This is a genomic window from Eisenbergiella sp. OF01-20, assembly GCF_003478085.1.
Taxonomy (GTDB): domain Bacteria; phylum Bacillota; class Clostridia; order Lachnospirales; family Lachnospiraceae; genus Eisenbergiella.
Genome location: NZ_QUES01000029.1, coordinates 56,317 through 80,869, shown reverse-complemented (window position 1 = coordinate 80,869; position 24,553 = coordinate 56,317). Strand labels below are relative to the sequence as shown.

Below are 24,553 nucleotides of genomic sequence, written 5' to 3'. Positions count from 1 at the left end.
AGTTTCGCTGATTAACTTCCATGTCGGGGTGGAACTTAATTTGAAAACTAAGCAAAGTTGCTTTTTGATCTGTGAAGAAACGAGACCCCTTGCAAGCAACATAATTCCGCCTTATAATAAAATATGGATTTATTTTAATTTTTCTTAACAGGATTACAGGGAAAGCATAGAGGATGTTATGAAATCAGTTGAAGATAAGATTGATAAAAAATCGGATTACTTTATTAATTTTCCAACAGACCCTATTACAGAATTCTTTCTATATCCTACTCATTTGGGTCATTTCTTCTACCAGCCCGGCTACAGACAGCATCGAGGGCATTTTGACAGTTTCCTTCTTATGTATATATTGGAAGGTTCTCTTTTTGTTGAATTTAATTCCAAAAAATGGAAGGTGGACAAAAATTATTTTGTCTTAATCGATTGCTATCAGGAACACAGTTATTATTCTGATATTGGCTGGGAGTCTATATGGATTCACTTCGATGGTTTTTCCGCGCGCAAAATGTATGAAATGAGCGTAAACAAACTGGGAAATGTCTTTTCCCTTGATGAGCCGCTTCCTGTCATGAACTTTATGGCCAAAATTTATCAGCATTTTACTAAAAAGGAACCCGTAAAAGAAGTATTGCTTTCTAAATATCTCAATGATATCCTGACGGAACTAATCATATACTCTCCTTTGCAGATAAAGGAAAGGCAGCGTGTTTCTACAATTGAGAAAACAATGCTGTATATTCAGGAACATATTCAGGAAGAACTCAGAGTTGAAGAGCTTGCCAGAAATGCTTTGATGAGTCCTTATCATTTTATACGGGTTTTTAAAAAAGAAACAGATATGACACCTCATGAATATATTATTAATTACAGAATCCGTATCGCTAAGATCCTGCTTGTAGAAAGCAATATGTCTATTAATGATATCTGTTATGAATCGGGGTTTTCATCCGCCAGTGTATTTTGTGCTGCATTTAAAAAATGTGTTGGGGTAACGCCCACGGCCTATCGGATTTGCCAAACTTGTTGATCATACTTATATAGTAATTTGACCCAAATGGGGAACCAGTTGTGCCGCCGCGGCAGTGTCAAGCATCTTATGTCACAGGGAAAAAGAGGTCCTCGGCAGAAGTACCAACTAAGCACGAAGTTTAAAAAAATAAAAAAGCGAATATTTATCTTTTTAAATTTAAGATAAATCCTTCGCTTTTTTAAACTAATATAATTACCAAATAAACAGTTCCTTCCCCGTCAGCTTCATCAAAGCCTCCAGGAAATAATAGTCACCATAAATTATAGAGAATTCATGCGTCTTGTTTTCATAATTAACTGTTTTCTGACGCATTTACTCAATATCCCTCATATGCCATCCCATGATCAATACTCCAGGCACTACCATCAGCAATGATATCCCCATACTCAAAAGGACTATAAAACCAATCCCTTTTAATACCGCCATCTGATTACACCTCCCTTACTTTTCTTAACTGTGTTTTTCTCTTCCAGGGAAACGGGCTTAAAATCAGACAGTCAATTCCTGCATCCGATGCCGCTTTCCCATCTTTTTTTCCGGAATCCCCAATCATAAATAACTCTTCTGCAGTCAGACCGGTTTCTTTCATTATAATTCGCACCCCCTTTGGATCCGGCTTCAGGGAATTAATCTCCGAGTCCTCAGAACAGAAAATATAGTCAGCCTCCAGCTTAAGCGCTTTTATTTTTTCATCCGCAGGATAATCGGAATAAACAATCCGTAAGATTCCTTTATCCTTCAACCGGCCAAACATGGCCGCTATCCTTTCATCCCTGTATTTTACCAGTATTTTTAAGGGAAGCTCCCTCATCCATCTGCGGACAATCCGTTCTGCTTCTTCAGCAGGCAGGCCGGCCTTACCAGCCGCCTGCTCATATTGCAGCCTTTCCATGCTTTTATCCGCAGCCACAACATTACCTTTCCAGTTCTCCCGTATTTTCCTGTAATAATACAGCAGGGCAAGTTCCCTTACTGCCAATGGATGCGCCAGATAGTGCAGCAATAGCCACAACGCCATATGCAGCCGCAAAGGCAGCTGGTAATATAACGTGCCATCCATATCAAAAATAACCGCTCTGCGAAGAGTAACTTGCGTTCCTTCCTCTTTTTTCATCAAATCACTCCATCCTTATCAGATATGGTTCGGAGAAGCCCTCCAACCAGGGAATATCAATCCAGGTTAATAACACAAGGGCCAAAACAAATACCGCTGCAATACCAAGCAGCTTCTTTTCCCTGTATAATTTTTCCGGCTTCTGCACTGCTGAATCTTTCTTATAAGACATCATCAGATAATGGACAAACAGCCAGAATAGGACAGGCATGCTGACCACATATTCCACTCTGTATTTTATCATAAAGATTCCCATACAGAACGTGGCGCATAACGCATAAAAGAAAGAGGATCCAAGAAGCGTCTGTTCCGAGTATTGGCGGAAGGACCTCCTGTATTCACCGGCGAGGGCAGGATTGCCGATCATCCGGTATTCCGCCAGCCTTTTTGTACCCATCAAAAACGCACCGGCCATCCAATATCCGGCCAGTATACTTACCGGCGGGAAATAATTCCCTGTTATCACAAACCATCCCAGCAAAAGCCTCAGCATATTGTTTACAGACTCGGAAAGAACGTCCACATAGACGATATCCTTCGTCCGAAATGGTTTTACATTATATAAAACCCCCATAATGAGCAGTGCGATTTCCGTATACAGAAAATATCTTCCCACAGCTGATGCTCCGGCCAGGCCGGCCACTATAAAAAGAAGGTATTCCAATACCACCCACCTGCCGGCCATTCCCCCTTCCACAACAGGCCTGCTTTTCTTTACGGGATGATATTTGTCAAATTCCGCATCCAGCCATTCATTGATTACATAATTAGCAGAGGATATCAGACAAGTGGAAATAAAACCAAGCAGTATCTTTCCCCATAAGCTTCCGATGCTGCCCCCGTCTGTAAGCAAAACCGCAATCACGATTCCCGGCAGAATAAAGATATTTTTTATCCAGTGATCCGGCCGGGCTATTTTAATATATCTTTTCATTCCTACTCCTGTAAGTATTTGTTAACCCCTTATGCTTCATATAAATATATCTCATATGGAGAATCTTCCTGTGTATATACCCCGGTAAGCACCAGTCCCAGTTCTTCCGCATTATCCAGCCGGATCCGCGAAAATAAATATCGGCCTCCCATTTCCCGGAATGCATCCGCATCAATGGACAGATTATAATCCGTAACCTCCATCGTACGCACCGGCTTCCAGACGGTATCATCGGTTCCCGAAAAAAGATAGGCTCTGGCTCCCCACTCATCAAAATAAATCCTGGCCTCCTCCGACTGTTCCAAAGCGGGAGCTATAATTCTCCTGAAGTCTTCCTTATAATCCTGGGAATAATAACTCAGGCAGGCATCCAGCGTGGAAATCCCATTATACTGAAGCACTGCCGGGTGCATTCCGTATGCAGCCGCATAAGCTCCATCATAAGAAATATCCTTTTTTATCTGTTCGAATAATTCGGGAGAATAAAATTCCTGATATGACAGGCTTTCCGATTGCTTCCCCTTAACGGCCATCCAGGTATGGGTATATACGGTATTATAAAAATCATTATACAGGGTCTGCGTGCCCAGCACGATAAGCAGGCAGGCCAGCATAAGCACATGAGCCACCGTCCGCTTTTTCCTGTCGTATAATTCCTTCAGCACTATAATAAAAGCCATATACCAGAGAAACGGATTAAAGAAAACAGTCCTGGTAAACTGCCATCCCTTTAAAGGCGGCAAAAGCGTTTCAACCAGTGTCCGGAATGCTTCCCAAGTGTAGCTTCCATAAACAATACAGTTAAACAGAATCAGGCCCATAATAAGGAAAAAGGGATGCTTTGCCAGACCTCTTCCGTCTTTCCTCCGGATATAAATAACTCCTTTATATAGCAGGTAAAGCACACATACAGGCAGGACAATGTACTTATGAACATCATCAGCATGAAATACACCGTTGACAAATACATCCGCAATATTGGCTGCGATTGCGGCAAATCCGTCGCTTCCCATAAACATGCTTTCCCGTATGGTTTCCGTTGTATCAAAAAGCATAACTCCGAACAGGCGGTATTCACAGACGGCATAGCCTGCAAAAAGCACACACCACGCGGCCAGCAGCCTGCCCGGAACCTTCCGCAGCTTCACCCACCGGTAAATGGTATAAAAGAGAAGGTATCCAAGGATAAAAATACCGAAAAAAGTAAAATATGAAACTAACGGATACAGAAATAAAAAGATGTAATTTCTAAATGAAGGATTATGTATTATCCTGCGGATAAGATAAATCAGTAAAGGAATGGAAGCAAACGAAAAGGAGAAACCGGGATAAAGGGGAAGCAGGCCATAGACAAAACCTCCCAGCACGATAAGAGCTTCATAAGCCCCATATTTTTCTTTGAGGATATCCTTTCCTAAAAGAATACAGGATACAAGAGCCAGTACTATCTTCAAAAAATGGCCAGCAATATATGCGGCAAAATTGGGAAGCAGCATATAAAGAAGGGTATAAAGAGATAACTCCGATGCAAAATAGTCCCTGCTGATTCCGCCCAGAAGGGGCAGGGTAACACCGTGTTTTAAAAATGCGCCGTTTCCTTTCATTATCTGATAATCCACAATATGGATATCAAGATTATCATGGATCCCCAGATAGCTGTTTTCCCCAAAAAAGAAAAATACGGACGCTTCTGCGGCTAAAATAAGAATGACAATCCACCAAAACCAACGAAGACCTAACACCTTTTTTGCGTACATAAAATAAAACACCCTCTCTTTCCGGCGCAAAACAAGTTATATAAAGTTCATCCGAAGGATATTTTACCGGCTTTCTACCGGCTTTTTCCGAATATTGCCGCATTCACAATTCTTTTCATAACAGGCCGTCTCTTTTCCGTCAGACAACAGCATGTCCTAAAAGCTTTTACCCTATTACTACGACGCATTATCTTCTAGTCTCATAAATAAGGCTGTGATTAATAGCTTTCCATGACACTCCCCGGGATATCATGTGCAAATAACTGGTATTAACATAACATCTGCCTTTAAACCCCGTCAAGGAAAACTACAATATTTACAAAATATTAATAAATAGTAATCTTTCCCATGCCGTGCCTGTATTTCCTGCTGCCTTTTTAGAATTTTATCCAGCCTGCCACACTTCACTCTCTCCCAATAATATCATGAATAAAATAAATTGCCATCGCTTCCATCCGCCGGTTCCCATTATCGGTAAAGCCATGTATTTCCCCGGCAAACACCTCCAGTTTTGCCTCCTCATATTCCTCCGCAGCCGCTTTGCTGTAGGAAAGCGGCACGACCTCGTCCCGATCCCCATGCATAATCAAAACAGGACGTTCAAAACGGCTGATGTATGTATGATGGTCAAATCCCCTCAAAGTGCGGAAAAACTTGTTTCCCAGTTCCATTCCCCACAGCTCCAGTTTGGAAGGAATGTCCTCTTCTCTTTTAAACCGGGTATTCCAGTTATCCGCAATACAAAATGCCGGATATAATAAAATCAGGCCTTTGACCTCCTCTTTTCTGTCCGCGGCAGCCATAGCGCTTATCAAACCGCCCTGGCTTCCCCCGAACAGAAATATCTGTTCCTTTGTCACTCGTTCCCACATAAGAATCTCATCCAAAACCGCACACAGATCCTCTTCTTCCGTAAACAGGGTCATTTCCATTGTAGAGAAGCCGCTTTCATCCCTCACACTCCCGCCGCAAAAGGTATAGCAGACCGTACCGATACCATTATCGGCAAAATACTCCGCCGAAATCTCAAAGTCAGATTTGTGCCCGTTATATCCATGGCTCATAATTACCAGCGGATATTCCTTCGTATCAGGCTCATAAAAATATCCATGTACGCATCTTCCATGATGAGCAATTGTCAGTTCTCTCTTCTTCATATCATTTTTCCTCCGCTTTTTAATCACATTAATCCAATTTCCTCTAGCCTTAATGCTGAGCCTTCTCCGTAATCTTAGCCCTGTTCTTCTCAAACACTGGCTGCATATATTTTTTAAATATCGGCATAAGCTCGTGATCATAATTACAGCGAAGCTCCGCTTTCACATCAAAAATCATAGTCTGTTCATTCTCCGGCATGCTTGCAGGCCATTCAGGCAAACCGGGATGATTCGGATTTCCGTTCCATGCAAATGCCATCACCGTATCAAAAATCAGCTTTTCAAGGATTTCCGTACATTCCTCCTGTGCGGAAGGCACAAATTCCGTATTATGGAAGACATAAGAAATATCTGCACAGTGCCAGGGCGTGGAGCCGCCTTCTATGGGCATATCATGATTAAACATATAGGAATAGGTACATTGGTTAAGTCCGCTTCTCATACGGATATATTTATGAATACCGTTTCGGAATATGTAGTCCATACGAACAAGATCGCCGATATGTCTTTCCGGATATGCTTTTTTGAAAAGCGGAACCAGTTGTGCCGCGGCGGCAGAGCCAAGAATCTCCTCCACAATCCGGATTTCTGCTTCCTCAGTCATTTTTTTCTTATCTGAATTACCCGGTACAAAGGAAGCCATCTCTCCGAATACGGAACCTACCAGCATAGGAACATTGGCAGTTTCCCTGCGAAATCCGTAAAGCAGCGGATCTCCTGCATAAAACTCATTACGGAAGGGCAAATCTCCCACATATCTGTTCTCTCTTGCAAAATCAGGCCGTATCTTCCTATAAGCGTCCGCCAGATTCTGGTAAGGCACCTCTTCCAGCTCTTTTATACTGCCCAAAGATAATGCTGCCATAATGCTTTCCGCCAATGCCTTTCCGCTTTCTTCCTCAACCGGTTTTTCCACATCAAGGACACCGCTCATGGAATATCCTTTCGCATATAATCCGTCAGCTCCCGGCGACTGAAGCAGTGTTGTTACCTTTCCTCCGCCTCCTGACTGGCCGAAAACAGTAACATTATCCGGATTGCCTCCGAATTTCTCCACATTTTCCTGAACCCATTTCAGTGCCGCAATGATGTCATCCCCTCCCGCATTCCCGGAATTTATATATTCATCTCCAAAATCAGAAAGATCAAAATAGCCGATGATGTTCAGTCTGTGATTAACGGTAATGGTAACCACATCTCCATATCTGCTCATATTTTCGCCCTCATAGGCTATATGCTCAATCGCAGATCCCGATTCATAGCCGCCGCCATGAAGCCATACCATAACCGGCCGCTTTCCATCATCACAGGCCGGCGTCCAAAGATTCAGATTCAGGCAGTCTTCATCCATAGGCCAGTAACGATGCGGCACAAAAATTTCCCCGTTCGGCTTTGGCAGATACAGCTGCGGGCATACATAACCGAAGCTTGTGGCATCAAACACATCCTTCCAGGCTGGAACAGGCTCCGGTGCATGGAACCTTTTCGCCTTTGCATATGGGATTCCCTTGAAAACATAAACATCCTTCAGAACATAGCCTCTTACTTTTCCCTTTGCGGTTTCCACCACCGCCGTTCTGTCATCAAATTGAAATCTTGTCCCCATTTTTTCTCCTCCTATCCTTTTATCGATCCTATCATAACACCCTTCACAAAATATTTCTGTACAAAAGGATAAATACAGAAAATAGGAAGTGTGCCAACTACTATCACCGCATATTTTACCACTCTGGTCAGCAGAAGCGTCGCGGCTGAGCTGGCGCTGTCCCCCGCCGCCAGCATGGCTGCCCCCTGCTGAGAAGTGATTAAATCCTTTAACACGAGCTGCAAAGGCCACAGATTTCTGTCCTGCAGATAAATCATGGCTATAAAATAACTGTTCCACTGCGCAACCACCAGAAACAGGGCAATTACCGCTATACTTGCCTTAGACAGCGGATAATAAATCCGGAATAGTATTGTCCATGCGCCGGCGCCGTCCAGCTTCGCACTTTCTTCCAGGCTTTCAGGAATCGACAGAAAAAAAGTACGCATTATGATCAGGTTCATGGGAGTAATGCAGCCAGGAATAATAACGGACCATATAGTATCCAGCATATGAAGATTATTCATCAGTACATAGTTTGGAATCAGCCCCCCATTGAACATCATGGTAAAGGTAATTAACAGCATAATCGGATTTTTAAGCTTCAGATTTTTTCTGGATAATACATAGGCGCCGATTGATGTAAAAAGCACTCCCAGAAACGTCTGTACAAAGACATATACCAATGTATGCAGGTAACCATTCCACACCGTATGTGATTTTAAAACTTCCCTGTATCCTATGAGTGAAAATTTTTTAGGCCATAATACCAACCCTTTGCTTAGGGCAAGGGCTTCCGGATCCGAAAAAGAGGACATAATTACATGGACAATCGGGAGGATGCAGATAATGGATATTACAGTCAGAAATATTGTATTACATACTGAAAATACGGTTTTCCCCACACTTTTTGATTCAACCATAGCCGCCTCCTAGAACAGATTTGTGTCGCTGAACTTTTTTGCCAGCTTATTTGCCGCAACAATAAGTATAAAATTAATTACGGAGTTGAACATTCCCACTGCCGTGGAATAACCATAATTGAACTCCTGCAGGCCTTTTCTGTATACAAATGTAGAAATAACATCCGCTGTTTCATAAATATTGGCATTGTACAGAAGTATAATTTTTTCCGCGCCTACGGCAAGCATTGTTCCGCATTTCAGTATCAGCATAATAATAATTGTTGATGAAATTTCCGGAATTGTAATATGTATCGTCTGCTGCCACCTGTTCGCACCGTCGATTGCCGCTGCTTCATACAGCTCCTGATCAACAGCAGACAATGTGGCAACATATATGATACTGGAATACCCAAGACCCTGCCAAAGCTCACTTACAGTCATGATTGCTCTGAAATACCTGGGATCCGCAAGGAGATTTTTGCTCTCTCCTGTCAATGCGGCCATCAGCGTCCCTCCCAGAAGTCCATCCGAGGAAGTAAAATCAATAATTATACCTGCCAGAACCACCAGAGAAATAAAATATGGCATGTAAGTGATCGTCTGTACCGCCTTCTTAAACCGCAGACGTCTGACTTCATTTAATAGTAATGCAAATATGATCGGCAGCGGAAAGCAAATGAGAAGGCTCAACAGACTGATTATAACGGTATTTCTTAATACGCGCCCAAAATACACACTGTTAAAAAAATCTATGAAGTTTTGCAAGCCCACAAAGCTGCTTCCGAAAATTCCGCCCGCTGGCCGGAAATTCTGAAATGCTATCACCAGCCCTCCCATAGGTACATAGGCAAATATAATAAAGTAAAGAAGCACAGGAAGCAGCATTAAATAGTATGCTTTATTAATTTTAAAATCATGGAGTATCCCTTTTTTCTTTTTCACAACCTTTTCTCCATCTTCATCTGTCGTTGTATCTGTCATAACCAATCTGGTAGATTCTCAGAGCATCTTCCATTCCCATAGAATAAATCTGCGTAACTGTATTCTCCCAATTTCCAAGTGCAGCATCATCTGTAATCGCTTTGATTGTCTCCTCCTGCACATAAGTTGTAATATCACTCATAATTGTGGATACCTTCTGCGCTTCTTCTGCTGTCAAAGACCAGAGTGTATTATACTGTTCTGTTGATTCTGTCCAGATTCTGTTCCACTCCTGGTTTTCCTTTGTTTTAAACTGTGTATTCCGGTATTTTGCTTCGTCGGATACTGCAAAAACACATGCCACATTAAGACGAAGCCCGTCAGAAGATCCAGAAGGATAATTCAATATTTTATCTGTAAATTCAGGCATACCGTCAACCAAATTATAGGTATCGCCCTCAATACCAAAATTGCTTAATCTTACACCGTCTACAGAACATAAATAATCAATAAAATTCATAGCAAGCCTAGGATCTGAACAATTTGAAGTAATTGCAAACCAACTACCATTTCCGCAATATAATTCCTTAATGGACACCTTGGGTACGGACCCATCTGAAACCTTTACAGGATATCCAACCGCAATCGCTTCCGCCCCCGGAACCGTATTTTGCAAAGTCATTATCATAGAAGGTAATGGGCCATCTATCGTATAACAAGCACCTATTTTTCCTTCCCCAAACATCGCAAGAAAAGTATCCATTGTAGAAGATAAGGATCTTGTCATAAATTCCTTATCAAGCAGTCCCTCTTTGTACCATCTGTTCATTGTAGTCAGATAGTCTTTATATCCTGCTTCAATTGCGCCATAGGTCAGCTTACCGTCTGCTCCCGGATAAATACCTATATCATTGCGGAAGTCAACCGGAGCCTTTTCTATTCCATATGCCGCCAGCAGCGCCTGATCCATTCCCGTGGTATTCAGCATACTGTAAGGCACTTCTATTCCCATATCTTTGAAAGCCAACAGCGCATTTTCCCATTCTTCCACTGTTTCAGGAATATCCAAACCGGCTTTATCCAGCAAATCCTTTCTTATTACCTGTCCCCACCACTGCAGTTCTTTCCCCTCAAACTCCGGCATATATTTGGCATAAGCTACAGCCATCCTGTTTTCAAGAGTCGTAGCTTCCTTAAAGGATTGCTCATTTTCTTTAATCAGCGCCAGATAATTAGGCATATAATCTTCTGCATAAGGAGCAAGGTCAATAAAACAACCGTCCTCTACCGCCTGATCCATGCCTCCCGGATAAGAAATCCCGGTATTTCCCACAATAATATCCGGATAATTACCGGATGCAATCAGGAGGTTAAACTGTGCTTCTTCTTCGCCGGTTGCCGGAACAATATAATTAATTTTAATGTTTGTATTCTCCGACAGCTTCTGATAGGAAGGATTATTATCAATCACCTGCTGCGTGAAGGTCTGCGCTCCGGAAAAATTAGCGCCGCCTATGGCAAAGAAAATATTGAATTCCTTCTCCTCCTCACAAAGCGGTCCTACATAATTACCGTCTTCATCCCTGTTGTTTAAGGCCGCCGTACCACTGTCCTGCACTTCCTGCGCACCAGTCTCTGCTGCCTCCGAAGCGGATGTGCCTGCTGCTGACTGATTGTTCGCTGCTTTTTCTCCCGCCTCGCAGCCCGCCAGGGCCACTGCTGTCAATACAAAAGCTCCCCATATTGCAATTCCTTTTCTAAATTTACCTTTCATCTCTGCCTCCACTTTAATTCTTTCAGATTCTCAGTTACTATTTTCAGTTTCCTTCCAAATCTGTACGCGTCCAAATCGGAAGGGAATCTACGTAACTGCACATTAACACAGAAATCATTCTGCTGAAAGTTCCACTATCCCGCTCAGAATAAAAGAAAAATGCCATTTTCCGGACATTCCCGGTAAAATGACATTTTCTGCACATAAACAGAATGGAAATGACATGTAAGAGCCTCTCTCACTCCTTCCTTTCACCCTTCTGTCTCCTGTATTCCGTAGGTGTCACCCCTTCTGCCTGCTTAAAGGAACGTATCATGGTCCTGTACGAGTAAAAGCCTGCCTGGTCCGCAATCTCATTGATATTCAGAGAATCATCCTTCATCAGATATTTCACCCGCTCAAGCCTCTTCTCATTCACATACTGGCTGACTTTTATTCCATAGTACCTTTTCATCAGACGCGTAACATAGCCTTCCGATATCCGAAACTGGCCCGCAATTGAGGAAAGAGAAAGCTCCGGGCTGGTATAATTTGTGTCAATATATTCCTTTATTCTTTCTGCTCTTGGCCTTTTCGACTCTCTTGTCTCCACATCGTTTTTCATCGTCCGTACAAGCTGTACCAACGAATCAGCAATCCTGCCGTTATCACAGCAGTTCATAATACCAATCACCTTTTTCTCATCACAGACTGCGGCATGCCCTGAACCGTCGGAAGAGGCCTCCTGTATAAGGAACAGAATATGGAATAAGTACAATCTGACTGAAGCATCCCTGCTGTCCGCACCTTCGTGCTCCTGCACAAGTTCCCGTAAAATATTTTCCGCATTGATAAAATTTCCGTTTTTCAGGAAATTAACCAACCGCCATTCTTTTCGGTTCTGGATGTCATAAGCAATCTCCTTATCTATATTTCCCCAGTCTCCTATCCCCATCAGACATTCACTGTAGCAGCTGCGCAGATCTGTCAGACGGATGCATTCAAAGCTGCTGAACCAGGAAACTGCAATCCCCATCCTATCATTCAGAACTTCTCTGGTCTTATCGCTTTTCTCTGTTATCAATTCCTCTGCATTCTGCTCTTCCCGACCGCTGTAATTAATCAGCAGCGCAACAAAGTTATCACATTCAACCGTCTCTACTGTTTCAAACGCTTCTCTCATGTATTCCGATGCAATATTTTTAATCAGGAAATGTACCATGTCTACGGTATCCACCTTATTCCTTGCATCCTTTTCAAAAAAAAGATTGGAATAATCATCTACAGAAAAAAGAACCAGCCGGAATAAATTATACGGGAAATGAATACGGTACTGTTCCAGCGTATTTTCTATTTTTTCCATCGACACATAATATCCCTTTATAATTCTGCTGAGAATATTATTTACAATGACTTCCCTCTCCTCATCGATTTGATTTTTCAGAGCATAGCGCTCCTTGGTAATTGTCTGAAAAGCCCTTTGCAGATAATCAAATTCATTCCCGGAAAGCTCTGGCGGATGCTGCCGGCCGATTGCCTCGATTAGCTTTAAAACCGGATTATACTGTTTTTTAGCCAGATAATGGGCAAGAAATACACTGACAACCGAGCTTATAAGGATAAAACAAACATAGGCATTTCTGCTATGGTTAATATTCCGAAACAGAGAAGTAGTATCAATACCACAATAATATTCCCAGTTTTCCACTTCGGACTTTGTTTTGGCAACGAAAATATCCTCCCCTTCATTTTGTATTCGTGTATAAGAATCTATTTTTTTCAGTTCATCTGCAGCTTCGCCTTTATAGCTTTTCCTCCGGCTCATATCATAAAAAATGCCGGTATCGGTCATAATTCCTTCCCAAATCCTTTCATTTGAAGAATTACCCGCTTTGAAATCCAACTGCATCAGAATCCAACCATCAGGATTCCTGATATCCTCTGACATAATCACATTATAATAATATAGTTGCGACTGGCCCTGCCCATCCTCCAAAACCAAAACAGGCTGATTAAGGTGATCAAGCAGTTCCCATAATTCTTTTTCGCTTCTATTAAAATGTCTTTCATAATCAAAACCCATGGATCCCATTTCGTTAGATGCCTGTCTGGGTGATATCAGATATCTGCTTTTCCTGGAAAAAACGAATATATCAGTGATACATGCTTCGTTTGCCACCTGTCCCTGCAGATATTTAAATACCGCCTGTATTGCCAGCTTGCTCTCTCCGCTTTCCGTCGTTTTATACTTCATAAAACCTGTAATTTCGGGATTTTCCGCTATCTGCCTGCTGATAATATGCACTGTTTCCATTTTACCGTCACATACATATTTCAACTGGTTCACACTGTTTGCCTGCATCTGCTTAATTTGTTCGGACAGGATATGGCCAATATAAGAAAACATAAAAAAGCTGAGAAGGATAGGAACGCAAATCACCACCAGGTAAGAAATAAACCATGACACAAAGGTTCTGCCGCCTTGCTTATATCTTTTTAACAGTTTTTCCTGATACCCCATTGAAAATATCCCCCCTCCAGCCTTTCATCCCGGCATCCTACGCTTCCGCTTTCTTTATCGCTTTAATCCACTTCCCGCTGCGCAGCCTGTATACGCACCAGACACACTTAATTATCTGATCGATTTTCATGAAAAAATAAATCCAGAAGGCGGGAAGCTTCCATACAAGCCCCGCCAGAATCCCAAGCGGAACAGACGCCAGCCAGAGGAACAGAATGTCAGCCAGCATCAAAAACCTCGTATCTCCGCCGCCCCGGAGCACTCCTTTTGTAAGTATGGAATTGGCCGAGGTGAAAATCAGGATGATTGCCACGGATTCCATCAGCTGCTGTGCAATCAGCCGGGTTTCCTCCTGAATATTGTACATACCGATCACAGGCCTGCTGATTGCCATAATGATAAGGCAGGCCGCCACACCAAGAAAAGCGCCGAAGATCAGGAAGGTATACCCCTCCCTCTGCGCCTGTTCCCGCTTCCCTTCCCCCAGGGTATGCCCCGTTATGATACAGCCCGCCTGGCTGATGCCCTGTGTCAGTACCGTGGTCATCTGCTGGGTGACAGCGGTAATGGAATTAGCGGACACAAAGGCCGCGCCGATTCTTCCCATGATCATGGCAATTGCGCTGTTTCCCAGAGCCAGGAGGGAATCGCTGATCAGTACGGGAATGCAGATTTTCAAATATTCCGGCACAAGTCCCCCGCAGTCCATGAACAAATCCTTCACCCGGTAGCCTATGTTTTTATCCTTCAGGAAAAAATAAACGGCAATGGCGGAAAATTCAATGACTCTGGCAAGAAACGTCCCCAGCGCAGCGCCCGCAACCTCCATGCGCGGCGCGCCCAGATGTCCAAAAATGAAAACCCAGTTGAAAAACAGGTTTGCCATAAAGCTTACGCTGGAACAGATAAGTGGGATTTTCGCCTTTCCCACGCTTCTGAGCACAATCGTACACGTAAGCGACAGGCCCAGCAGAAGGTAGGAAGGCACGGACCAGTTGAAATACCGTATCCCCTGCCCGATGATATCCGGATCCGGCGTGTAAATCCGCATCAGTGCCCCGGGAGCCAGGATCGTTGCCGTCATAAACAACAGGCCAAAAATGATACATAACCGGAGCATTATTGTAATGGACTGCTTCAGAGAATGGGAATCCTGCATCCCCCAGAACCTGGCAACCATAACAGACGCCCCCATTCCGATTCCCATACAGCATATATGATAGATATTAATGAACTGGTTGGCAAGGGAGGATGCCGATAACGCCACCTCCCCCAACGCTCCAAGCATTATGGTGTCCATCATATTGACTCCGATGGAAATCAGGCTCTGCAGGGCGATAGGAACCGCTATGATTCCGACCCGCCTGTAAAATTCCGGGGTTCCTATATATAATTTCAGCTTATTGATTAATTGCATCCCATCCATCCTTTCCTGAACGTAATCTGATTTACTCTTTACCCTGTTTTTGGAATATATCCTGTAGAAACGCATCCGCCAACGGCAGCCACAACTGAAAATTGGAGTACCGGTTCTCACCCATAACCGTTATTCCCCCCTGTCCGTGGGGCACGCCTGCAAAGGTATGTACCTCCGTCTCCACACCATGGGCCAGCAGGTCAGGAAGAACCGCATTCAGGTTATCCATTGCGGAATCCTCTCTTCCCACCGCAAAAAAGACAGGCGGGTAAACCACCTCCGTATAATCAAATTCCGCGCCTTTATAACGAGGCCCGTAAATACAAAGAAAAGCATCCGGCGCCCCGTAATACCCGTCCAGCTCATCCTCTATGTACCCGGCAAAATGATCCACCGTCCTCTGTGTGCCGGAATAGTACCGTATGCAGGCTTCCCCGGTAAGTCCCCCGTTGGAAAAACCGGCAAAAGCCACCTGATTCTCCCCGACACCGTATGCTCCGGCAGCCGCCCTGATCATGCGGATTGCCCTTGCCGTGTCCGCTCCGCATTCCTGTTGCGTCCAGGGGAGTCTGTTCGTCCGGTTCAGAAGAAGAAAACTGTGATATCCCATTTCGTTAAAATCCAGGCAGGTCTGATATCCCTCGGACAGAACACAGTCCCCATGATCCCCTCCTGCACATACTAACACCGCACCTTTAGGCTTTTGGCCCGCGGGCAAAAGCATTTCGTAGAGATACGGCCTGAAATCCGGATTATGGTTATACCTGCAATCGGAGTTATCATCATATGGAGTCATTACCGGCATCCTGCCGTCAGGCCACAGATAAATCCGCTCCGGTGCATCCTCTTTTCTTTGGAGGGAATCCCTGAGTATGCAGAATTCCTGCAGCAATCCCCTGCGTGTCTCACTGTCAGCTTCCGCCTCCAGCTGGCGCCCCAGGTGGCGCAGACGTACCAGCTGTTCCACCGGATAGCAGGGGGAATCTTCAAAAACCGGAACCGCCTTCCGTCTCTCTTCGGCAATTTCCTTTTCCAGCAAAACATTATCCTTATTATTTTTCATAGTTTTCTCCTTATTATATTTTGCTAAAGTTTAGCAATATTTCAAATAAAAAGCGGTGCTATACTCAGATAGCCCGCTTCTCCTTACGGAGACTTCAGGGGGAAGACTGCAGCCACATCCTACCTGCTGCGAAAGCTTTCTCCATAGATCAGCTTAGTCACATGTAGCTTGGAAAGTGTGATTTTAAGGTCATTGCGCAGTATGGTCAGCAGCAGATACATAGCGTTAGCCGCCATCTCCGATACCGACACATGAAGTACCGTAACGGCAGGATACAGATACCGGCTGAAATCCGAATCACCGTAGGAAATGATTTCCATCTGCTCAGGAACGGCTATATTTTCATCCCTCAGCGCCGCCAGGACGCCGCCATTCATCCTGCTCGTCTGTATGAAAAGGGCTGTGGGCAGCTCTTCACTTTCCAGAAGCTTCTTCATTGCCCCGTAACCGCCGGCGCCATTTCCCTCTCCGGTCACCTTCCATTCTTCCCTTACCTGTATTCCGCATTTCCTGCATTCCTCAGCAAATCCATTATACCTCAAGACACTCGCCGCGCTGCGGTTTTCGGAAAACACAACGCCGGCCCGATCATGACCGTTCCCGTGAAATAGCTCCGCACACTGCCGGCCGGTCTGGTAATCATCCACATATACGCTGCTGTAATTTTCCAATGTGTGATTTATCAGAACAATTGGTATTTCAAACGCATTTTCCTTCAGATATTTGCTGTCAGCCTCCGACAGGCCGCCAATGATAGCGCCATGAAACTGCTTTTTGGAAAAAACCTCCGCAAATTCACTCAGATGATCGTATTCAAAGGGCTGGAGAACGATTTCCACTTTCTCATCACTCTGCCTGATTGTCTCCTGGAACCCGGAATAAAACTGTCCCAGAAGACCGCCCATATATTGCAGATTCCAGAATACCCCAATCCGCCATCCGCCGCTGACGGAAGACGCATTGTTTTTCTCATTCTCTTTCTTTTTCTGGGTTTTACCGGACTGGTAATTCATCTCCCTGGCAGTATCCAAAACCATTTTCTGGGTTTCCCTGGATATCCTCAGTTCGTCCCCCCGTCCGTTCAGGACGATGGAGACCGTGCCGGAGGATAAGCCCAGATGCTCCGCTATCTGTTTTACCTGCACACCTTTGGTATTCCTTGGCATTTGCTTCCTCTTTTCCCATTATTTTTTAACAGCACTCATTACCCTGACTGCGCAGGAACAGATTTCTTCCCGGACACTGTACCGTCCCGTCATTCAGGAAGGGACTCCACCTGCAGGCAGGACGGCAATGCAGGCACTTTCCGCAGTCCCTTCCCTCCAGCGCGGCGTTTCCGAAATCAGGATTTACGAGAAAACCTCTTCCCACATCAATCATATCCACGCCGGAACGCTGAAGGGCCTGTTCCGCCGACTCCGCGTCTGTAATACCGTCCACCCCGAATACCGGCATATCCGGCAAGCACTTCTTCATTTCCTGCGCTCCATAGATCGCTTCTGAAAAAGGATACCCTTCCGGCCTGTACGGAACGCTTTCCCCGGCAAAACCATAGGATACATCCAGAAAATCTGCTTTTCCGTCAAGTAAAAGAGCATTCCGTATTCCATCCTCCAGATCCGGTTCAAAGGCCCCAAGCCGTATCCCCGCCACGAAATCCTCCCCGCAGCTTTCCCGGATTCCCTGCAGAATATCCAATGCGAACTTCTCCCGGCGCTGTCCGTAAATATCTTCCCTGCGGTTGATATTGCGGTTGAAAAACTGACAGATCAGATAGCTGTGGCAGCCATGCAGTTCAATCCCGTCAAGCCCCGCCCGCTGTGCCCGTACGGCCGCCCGGACAAAGTCGTCAATCACCTCACGGATGCGTCCGGCAGACATCTCACGGCCTGCCGATCGCAGTTCCCCGTTTCCGTCCCTGCGTATGTAATCGCTGGGGCAGTCGGCATTTTTATCAATTCCCGACACCCCCGCGTGTAATAGCTGTACGAAAAAAGGCACCTCATATTTATGAATGGCATCGGCCAGACGCTTCCAGCCCTCTGTCTGTGAATCCTCCCACAGCCCCAGCTGCGTTTCATGCAGTCTGCCCCGTTTTGTTACCGCCGTCGCTTCACCGATAATCAGGCCCGCTCCCCCTGCCGCCATATCGCTGTAATGCTTCAGATTTTTATCCGTTACACGACCGTTGTCATCCGACCAGTGAAAACAGACCATGGGCGGGACTGCGATTCGGTTCTTCGTCCACAGGTTTTTGATTTTTACCCGTTCTTTTAATCTCTCCATTTCATTTCCCCCTCGCTCTGTTCAGGCCGGATGCCTGTTGCCACCACGTTTTCTCACGGATTGCGCAGCAAATGCGCAGACCCGGCTGAAAGTTACGCTATTTCTTATATAATATACTTTTTTGGGGCTGTTTGCAATCTGTCAAATGTAATCTATAGTTACAATCCACGGCTCATGAATGCGCCAAAGAGCGCATTCCGTGAGAATATGATTTAGGAGTGAGGGGCTTTTTTTTGCGTGGCAAAACGATAAATATCGCCCCGAATTGTTACTATGAGCGGCTATCCCGCCGTGAACAGTAACATTTTATACCCTTGGCCCGCCGCCAAAATATTTCGCCGCCACAGAACGGTCCTGCTCCTGCAGCATAAAGGGATGGCTGTCCATAAATGTGACCAGCGCCTCTTCCGCATCGGCTGATTTCACTTCGGATTCCTCATCAAAATACATCATTTCATGCCGTTTTTTCGTATAAGGCCGCCATTCCGGGGCGCCCGCCGCCTTTGGCTTCCCGGTCTTTGCAAAGCTGCACCAGCATTCGCATACGATCTCCTGCACATGCTCGGTTATACCCGGGATATAAGAGGGCTCTATATAATCCGCGTTATGGAATACATAAGGGATTTCCGCATTATGCCAGGGAAGCGTGCCGCCGTATACCGGCTGTTCCATTTTAAACATATAGCCATAGGTATTCTCAAGTCCCGCCCGGGCGCGCAGATTCAGATAGTCAAAGGTTCCAAGGCGGAAAAGACGGTCTGTAAAAAGAAGATCCTGTATTTTGTTTCCGGGGTATGCCCTTTTAAATAATTCCATGGCTTCCTCCGCAGCTTCCCCCAGCTTCTCCTGAATCAACATTACCGCCTTTTCCTCAGGCCAGCTGTTTTTGCGCCCGTCGCCGCAGGTAACGGCGAAATTCTGGCAGAATTCACCCAATACATTTCCCACAATCACCGGCACGTCTTTCGCATGTTCACATATCCCGGCTTCAAAAATACTGCCCTTATATAAATCATCATCCCTTTTGGGTCCGAAATTCATATAAGCATGAGGCCCCACAGCAGAAATGATCTGCTGGAAACGATAATAAGGCACTTCTTCTATCTCCCGGATTCGTTCCGGGGTGATTCCCAGTTTATTCAGGAGCAGCTCCACCATGTCCGGCGCTTCTTCGTTCCCGGAATGCGCCCTTATAATACCGCTTTGGATCACGGCCCGATGGAATAAACCGGAGGCGGAAGGCATCTGGAGAAGGGCCGCCACCTTTCCCCCGCCCCCGGACTGCCCGAAAATTGTCACATTCTGCGGATCGCCGCCGAAGGCTTCAATATTCCTTTTGATCCAGCGCAGAGCCTCAACAATATCCGCCATTCCCACATTTGCAGAATAGCGGTACTCCTCACCATAGGCGGATAAATCTAAAAAACCCAGCACATTCAGGCGGTGGTTCAGCGTAACCACAACCACATCCGCGAAACGGCTCATATTTTCTCCATCGTATGCAAAGTGTTCAATCCCTGAACCCGTTGCAAAGCCGCCGCCGTGAAGCCATACGAGGACGGGCCTCTTTTTCCCGGGTTCCGGCGACTGCGTCCATATATTCAGATACTGGCAGTCCTCATCCTGGGGGTAGAACACATGCGGTACCGTATAATTGTCACTTGGCTGTACGGTCTGGATTTCAGGACACACAGATCCGTATATTATGGCATCCTTTACTCCCTCCCAGGCTTTTACCTGCTCCGGCATATGGAATCTCTTCGCGTCCGCGTATTTTATGCCTCTGAAAATATAGGTATCATCAACAAGTAATCCGCGCAGTCTGCCGTCCGGCGTGGAAACAACCGGCTCCTCCGGATTACAGATTACCTGCTTCGTCAACTTTTTTATAAACATACATGCCTCCTGCCGGCAACAGTCCAGCCAGAGCTGAACGGTTACTCCCGCTGCCAATTATTTCTTTGAACCCATCAGCTTTGAAAAATCAACCTTCCGCGAAGGACAAAGCCGTAACAGCTCCAAATCATGATCCTCTCCCATCCTGCATTCCCTGTCAAAAATCATAGTACTGGTTTTTTCCCCTCCAAAGGGTGTCCACTGCGGAACGCCGCAGCCGTTGGGATCTCCGTTTTCCGCAAAGTTCACCCACGCCCTGCTCATGATATCCTGCAGTTTTGGAGTGATCCCCGGAATGAAGGACGGCTCCAGATACTCCGCATTGTGGAATACATAAGGTATTTCCGCATTGTGCCACGAAACCGTGCCTCCGTTAAAAGGGGATTCCAGATTAAACTGAAAATTATAAACGCCCGCGTCCGTAAACCCGGCCCGCAAACCGGCAAAGGCCGCTGCATTCCGTCTCATATCTACATCCAAAAAAAGAATATCTGCCATATTTTTATCCGGGTATGCCTTTTGGAATGCGTTTATAATTTCCTCTGTTTTTTCTCCGTATTCCTCATTAAGCAGTTCTTTTTTATACTCTTCCGTCCAGGAATTTTTACTTCCGGTTCCGACGGGAGACGCAAAATTATTCATGAACTCCCCGAACACGGATCCGCAAAGTACGGGCACGGACTTCGTTTCCCTGATAAAACCGTTATCAAAGGGATTCCCGAAGTAAAAATCATTATCCTTAACGGGTCCGAACATGACGGGCCGGCCATCCTCCCGGGAAAGCCTCCCGGCCGCATAATCCGCGGCACGCGCCAGCTCGTCGTAGTATACGCTCTCCAGCTCCCTTACCTGCTCCGGGACAATATTCAGATATTCCAGCACATATGCCGCCAGCTTACCGGAAAGCTCCTTCGTCATGTCATTACCCGGCCTCATTCCTCCGCTCTGCAGGCATGCCCGGTGGAAAAGCCCTGCCGCCCGCGGGGACTGGAGCATGGTCATTACCTTGCCCCCTCCGCCGGACTGCCCGAAAATCATAACCTTTTCCGGATCACCCCCGAAGGCTTCTATATTCTCCTTTATCCACGCAAGGGCCGTCACCAGATCCGCCGTCCCCGCATTGCCTGAATATCTGTATTCCTCCCCATATGCGGAAAGATCCAAAAATCCAAGTACATTTAAGCGGTGGTTCAGGGTGACCACTACAACATCCCCGAATTTCGACAGCTCTTCTCCGTCATAGGCATAATGCTCCACGCCGGAGCCGGTCATCATCCCGCCCCCGTGAAACCATACCATTACCGGCCTTTTCACGCCTTTTTCAATATTCTGCGTCCATATATTCAAAAACTGGCAGTCCTCACTCTGTACGGTAAAATAATGAGGAACCGTATACTGGTCATGGGGAACGCAGGTAAAGAGCTCCGGGCAGGCGTTGCCATAGGTGATCGCCTCCTTTACCCCTTCCCAGGGCGCTGGCGGAGCCGGCATATGAAACCGCTGCGCCTGTGCATACCGCACGCCCCGGAATATGTAGGTCCCGTCAGAGATGACCCCGCGGAGCATCCCTGACATTGTGCGCACCTCAGCCTTTCCGTAGTCCAAAATAACCTGACGGGTTAATTTTCTTATATACATAATAATCCACTCCCACGTCTATTCTGCATAAAATGTCACGGTTGCCGTCAGCCCGTCCTCTGTCGTAAAGGTAACCCGTACCACTCCCTTATCCTCAGGCATAACCGCTGCGAGAAGGAGGCCGTTGAACATCTTCCTCTCAGGGGCCGCATACACCGAAAGGTCAAGAAGATCACCCGCATCCATCCCCACAAGATGAGCATGCCCTTCAATCTTACAGGAAACCAAAGGACAGGCATCCGGTACAAAACGGTCTTCCTTATCTTTTGCCGAAAGTTCTATCTGAACAAGACTCTCTGCTTTAATATCAGTATTATACACCTGTGCTGCAAGGAAAGCCATCTTTCCTGTGGTCTGCACCTCATCCACCGCTGCCAGCTCACCGTTTCTGTAGCCCTCCGCACGCAGCACTCCCGGCTCATAGGCCACATCCCAGGAAAGATGAAGATCATTTGTCGTGGAACATTTATGGAATCCTTCATTCCAGGCACGAACCGCTCCGTATCTGGGACACTGATAGCCCCTGCTTCCCACATAACGGCCGTTTATGTAAAGCCTGACTTCCTCACAGTTGGTATAGCAGATCACCTGCTTGTAAACGCCCTCCTGCCCCTCAAAATTCCACTGGGGCGCAAGATGAAGCGTGGTTTCCTTCGGATTCCATATGGAGCGGAAATAGTAGAAGGTATCCTTCCTGAAGCCTGCCGTGTCAAGCGGCCCGCACGGTGCGCCGCGTCTCGGCCACCTGGTTTCTCCCAGATAATCAATGCCGGTCCACAGATAATCTCCCGCCACAAAATCATGGCTGGCCGTATAGCGCCACAATGCTTCATGATGCAGTGAAGCGGTCACGTAATTCCCAAACCATCCCTCCTGAGAGTAGTCTCCGCGGATGCCTCCTGCGGAAGGGTTTTCCGTGCCGATCATGCGGCGGTCCGGATACGCCTTCCTATCTTCCTCATAAAAGGTTTCCGCCCGTTCTCTCCACCGTCCCACATAGTTATAGCCCACCACATCCAGGGCGTTCTCAAACTCACGCAGGGTGCGGATCGGCTCGACCGCCGCAATATTATCGCAGGCGGATGTAACCATGCGGCTGGAATCCTCCTGATGGCAGATATCCTGTAAAAATTCCAGTATTTTCACACCGTCCACAGACGACTGCTCGGGAATTTCATTACCGATGCTCCAGATGACCACCGAAGGATGGTTGTAATCGCGCCTGAGCATGGCGGTCAAATCCTCTTTCGCATGATTTGTAAAGAACATGCTGGAACCGTATGCCAGGTTTTCCGAATAATAATTATCCGTCTTGTTCTTCGCCAGGAGCCATTCGTCAAAAGCCTCGTCCATCACCAGAAAACCCAGCTCATCACAGAGATCCAGCAGCACGGGAGCCGGAGGGTTGTGGGAACAGCGGATTCCGTTGCAGCCCATACTTTTAAGCTCCTTCAGCCTTCTCTCCCAGCTCTCCCGATATCCCACAGCGCCTGTCAGGCCGCAGTCATGGTGGACGCACATGCCCTTTATTTTTACAGTCTCACCGTTTAATAAAAAGCCCCGATCCGCGTCAAATACGGCCGTCCGGATGCCTGTTTTGCAGGCAAAGGAATCCAGCTCCCGGCCATCCGCAACAACGGTGCTCACCAGTGTATACAGATAGGGATCCTCATCCGTCCATAAATGGGGCGATTCCACAGTCGGGCACACCATGCAGTCGCTGCTTTCACCCGGCTCAAGATACAGTGCAATTCCGGATGTGGAAACAAGCTTTCCGTCACGATCGTATATTTTATGGAGTACCCCCACATTTTCCAACCTGCCGCCGTCATTGACAACCTGCGCGCGGATCTGCAGCAAAGCGGTATCCTGCTTTGGATAAATGCCGTTTGTTGCGCAGCGCACTCCAAAATGATCAAAATGGATTTCATTGGCGCACACCAGGTAAACGTCTCTGTATATACCGGAACCGCTGTACCAGCGGGAGTTGGGCACAAGATCGTTTTTCACGCGTACAGCCGCAACATTCTCTCCTTCCCGGACAAGCTCCGTCACGTCCACATAAAAGGAGGTGTAGCCGTAACCGTGGCCGCCTGCCTCTTTTCCGTTGACATAGACCGTGGAATCCATATAGACGCCTTCAAAATACAGATAGAACTTTTCCCCTTCAGCAATATTTTCCAGGGTAAAACGTTTCCGGTACCAGCCAATACCTGATTTACCGTAGCCGCCTCCGCCGCCTGTCTTTTCCTTTTCCTCCGGCGCATAATCAACGCTCCAGTCATGGGGCAGGTTCAGCATCCTGAAGGCGCTCTCATCAGCGTCCGGTTGGGAAAAATGCTCCTTATCATCAAGGATAAAGCGCCAGTTTTTATTAAAATTTATCGTTTTCCGCATAATGATGTCCTTTCCGGCCTTTTGGCCTGTCACATCCGGAGGCATCACAGTTCAGACAAATCTGAACTGTTCCCCGGCGGTGCCATATTTTAAAAGGACAGCCGATGATAACACCGGCCGTCACTTTACACAACAGGTAACTGTTCAGCACCTTGTCAGTCACCGCAACGGTTCCTGAA

The 24,553-nt window shown here is 46.3% G+C and carries 17 protein-coding genes; 1 reads left to right on the top strand and 16 read right to left on the bottom strand.

What is annotated here, in order from left to right; translation table 11 throughout:
- The first annotated feature begins 178 nt into the window (after nucleotides 1–178).
- Nucleotides 179–1,027, top strand: coding sequence for an AraC family transcriptional regulator (locus tag DXA36_RS24425; protein WP_118682042.1), 849 nt, complete (start codon nucleotides 179–181; stop codon nucleotides 1,025–1,027).
- A gap of 433 nt (nucleotides 1,028–1,460) precedes the next feature.
- Here the strand turns inward: DXA36_RS24425 and DXA36_RS24420 are convergent, their stop codons facing one another.
- From DXA36_RS24420 to DXA36_RS24345, 16 genes are all read right to left on the bottom strand, one after another.
- The gene (locus DXA36_RS24420; RefSeq protein ID WP_118682041.1) at nucleotides 1,461–2,144 is read right to left on the bottom strand and encodes an HAD family hydrolase; all 684 of its coding nucleotides are present in this window, start codon (nucleotides 2,142–2,144) and stop codon (nucleotides 1,461–1,463) included.
- A gap of 4 nt (nucleotides 2,145–2,148) precedes the next feature.
- Nucleotides 2,149–3,078: a UbiA prenyltransferase family protein gene (locus tag DXA36_RS24415; RefSeq protein WP_118682040.1), complete on the bottom strand. Its 930-nt coding sequence runs from the start codon at nucleotides 3,076–3,078 to the stop codon at nucleotides 2,149–2,151.
- A gap of 29 nt (nucleotides 3,079–3,107) precedes the next feature.
- Nucleotides 3,108–4,835, bottom strand: coding sequence for a DUF6044 family protein (locus DXA36_RS24410; RefSeq protein ID WP_118682039.1), 1,728 nt, complete (start codon nucleotides 4,833–4,835; stop codon nucleotides 3,108–3,110).
- A 404-nt stretch (nucleotides 4,836–5,239) separates the two neighbouring features.
- Nucleotides 5,240–5,992, bottom strand: coding sequence for an alpha/beta hydrolase family protein (locus DXA36_RS24405; protein WP_118682045.1), 753 nt, complete (start codon nucleotides 5,990–5,992; stop codon nucleotides 5,240–5,242).
- A 49-nt stretch (nucleotides 5,993–6,041) separates the two neighbouring features.
- Nucleotides 6,042–7,598, bottom strand: coding sequence for a carboxylesterase/lipase family protein (locus DXA36_RS24400; protein ID WP_118682038.1), 1,557 nt, complete (start codon nucleotides 7,596–7,598; stop codon nucleotides 6,042–6,044).
- Nucleotides 7,599–7,609: 11 nt separating this feature from the next.
- Entirely contained in the window at nucleotides 7,610–8,500 is an 891-nt protein-coding gene (locus DXA36_RS24395; RefSeq protein WP_118682037.1) for a carbohydrate ABC transporter permease, read from the bottom strand.
- A 9-nt stretch (nucleotides 8,501–8,509) separates the two neighbouring features.
- Nucleotides 8,510–9,424, bottom strand: coding sequence for an ABC transporter permease (locus tag DXA36_RS24390; protein ID WP_118682044.1), 915 nt, complete (start codon nucleotides 9,422–9,424; stop codon nucleotides 8,510–8,512).
- A 16-nt stretch (nucleotides 9,425–9,440) separates the two neighbouring features.
- The gene (locus DXA36_RS24385) at nucleotides 9,441–11,177 is read right to left on the bottom strand and encodes an extracellular solute-binding protein (protein ID WP_118682036.1); all 1,737 of its coding nucleotides are present in this window, start codon (nucleotides 11,175–11,177) and stop codon (nucleotides 9,441–9,443) included.
- 238 nt (nucleotides 11,178–11,415) lie between these two features.
- A complete protein-coding gene (locus tag DXA36_RS24380) occupies nucleotides 11,416–13,677 on the bottom strand; it encodes a helix-turn-helix domain-containing protein (RefSeq protein ID WP_118682035.1) in 2,262 nt (753 codons plus the stop codon).
- A gap of 37 nt (nucleotides 13,678–13,714) precedes the next feature.
- Nucleotides 13,715–15,094: an MATE family efflux transporter gene (locus DXA36_RS24375; protein WP_118682034.1), complete on the bottom strand. Its 1,380-nt coding sequence runs from the start codon at nucleotides 15,092–15,094 to the stop codon at nucleotides 13,715–13,717.
- A 31-nt stretch (nucleotides 15,095–15,125) separates the two neighbouring features.
- Nucleotides 15,126–16,157 carry an alpha/beta hydrolase gene (locus DXA36_RS24370; RefSeq protein WP_118682033.1) on the bottom strand — a complete coding sequence of 344 codons (1,032 nt, stop codon included), beginning with the start codon at nucleotides 16,155–16,157 and terminating at the stop codon, nucleotides 15,126–15,128.
- Nucleotides 16,158–16,276: 119 nt separating this feature from the next.
- Nucleotides 16,277–17,323, bottom strand: coding sequence for a LacI family DNA-binding transcriptional regulator (locus tag DXA36_RS24365; RefSeq protein ID WP_118682032.1), 1,047 nt, complete (start codon nucleotides 17,321–17,323; stop codon nucleotides 16,277–16,279).
- A gap of 25 nt (nucleotides 17,324–17,348) precedes the next feature.
- Nucleotides 17,349–18,443, bottom strand: coding sequence for an NADH:flavin oxidoreductase (locus DXA36_RS24360; RefSeq protein WP_118682031.1), 1,095 nt, complete (start codon nucleotides 18,441–18,443; stop codon nucleotides 17,349–17,351).
- Nucleotides 18,444–18,749: 306 nt separating this feature from the next.
- A complete protein-coding gene (locus DXA36_RS24355) occupies nucleotides 18,750–20,339 on the bottom strand; it encodes a carboxylesterase/lipase family protein (RefSeq protein WP_118682030.1) in 1,590 nt (529 codons plus the stop codon).
- A 57-nt stretch (nucleotides 20,340–20,396) separates the two neighbouring features.
- Nucleotides 20,397–21,977, bottom strand: a complete 1,581-nt coding sequence (locus DXA36_RS24350; protein ID WP_118682029.1) for a carboxylesterase/lipase family protein — start codon at nucleotides 21,975–21,977, stop codon at nucleotides 20,397–20,399.
- Between the two features lie 18 nt (nucleotides 21,978–21,995).
- Entirely contained in the window at nucleotides 21,996–24,374 is a 2,379-nt protein-coding gene (locus DXA36_RS24345; protein WP_118682028.1) for a glycoside hydrolase family 2 TIM barrel-domain containing protein, read from the bottom strand.
- Nucleotides 24,375–24,553 lie beyond the last annotated feature (179 nt).

What these genes read in the sequence shown, in the direction of transcription:
- DXA36_RS24415 (WP_118682040.1), bottom strand. Translation starts at nt 3,078, where the DNA reads ATGAAAAGATATATTAAAATAGCCCGGCCGGATCACTGGATAAAAAAT.
- DXA36_RS24345 (WP_118682028.1), bottom strand. Translation starts at nt 24,374, where the DNA reads ATGCGGAAAACGATAAATTTTAATAAAAACTGGCGCTTTATCCTTGAT.
- DXA36_RS24425 (WP_118682042.1), top strand. Translation starts at nt 179, where the DNA reads ATGAAATCAGTTGAAGATAAGATTGATAAAAAATCGGATTACTTTATT.
- DXA36_RS24380 (WP_118682035.1), bottom strand. Translation starts at nt 13,677, where the DNA reads ATGGGGTATCAGGAAAAACTGTTAAAAAGATATAAGCAAGGCGGCAGA.
- DXA36_RS24385 (WP_118682036.1), bottom strand. Translation starts at nt 11,177, where the DNA reads ATGAAAGGTAAATTTAGAAAAGGAATTGCAATATGGGGAGCTTTTGTA.
- DXA36_RS24395 (WP_118682037.1), bottom strand. Translation starts at nt 8,500, where the DNA reads ATGGTTGAATCAAAAAGTGTGGGGAAAACCGTATTTTCAGTATGTAAT.
- DXA36_RS24365 (WP_118682032.1), bottom strand. Translation starts at nt 17,323, where the DNA reads ATGCCAAGGAATACCAAAGGTGTGCAGGTAAAACAGATAGCGGAGCAT.
- DXA36_RS24410 (WP_118682039.1), bottom strand. Translation starts at nt 4,835, where the DNA reads ATGTACGCAAAAAAGGTGTTAGGTCTTCGTTGGTTTTGGTGGATTGTC.
- DXA36_RS24370 (WP_118682033.1), bottom strand. Translation starts at nt 16,157, where the DNA reads ATGAAAAATAATAAGGATAATGTTTTGCTGGAAAAGGAAATTGCCGAA.
- DXA36_RS24350 (WP_118682029.1), bottom strand. Translation starts at nt 21,977, where the DNA reads ATGTATATAAGAAAATTAACCCGTCAGGTTATTTTGGACTACGGAAAG.
- DXA36_RS24360 (WP_118682031.1), bottom strand. Translation starts at nt 18,443, where the DNA reads ATGGAGAGATTAAAAGAACGGGTAAAAATCAAAAACCTGTGGACGAAG.
- DXA36_RS24420 (WP_118682041.1), bottom strand. Translation starts at nt 2,144, where the DNA reads ATGAAAAAAGAGGAAGGAACGCAAGTTACTCTTCGCAGAGCGGTTATT.
- DXA36_RS24405 (WP_118682045.1), bottom strand. Translation starts at nt 5,992, where the DNA reads ATGAAGAAGAGAGAACTGACAATTGCTCATCATGGAAGATGCGTACAT.
- DXA36_RS24375 (WP_118682034.1), bottom strand. Translation starts at nt 15,094, where the DNA reads ATGCAATTAATCAATAAGCTGAAATTATATATAGGAACCCCGGAATTT.
- DXA36_RS24400 (WP_118682038.1), bottom strand. Translation starts at nt 7,598, where the DNA reads ATGGGGACAAGATTTCAATTTGATGACAGAACGGCGGTGGTGGAAACC.
- DXA36_RS24355 (WP_118682030.1), bottom strand. Translation starts at nt 20,339, where the DNA reads ATGTTTATAAAAAAGTTGACGAAGCAGGTAATCTGTAATCCGGAGGAG.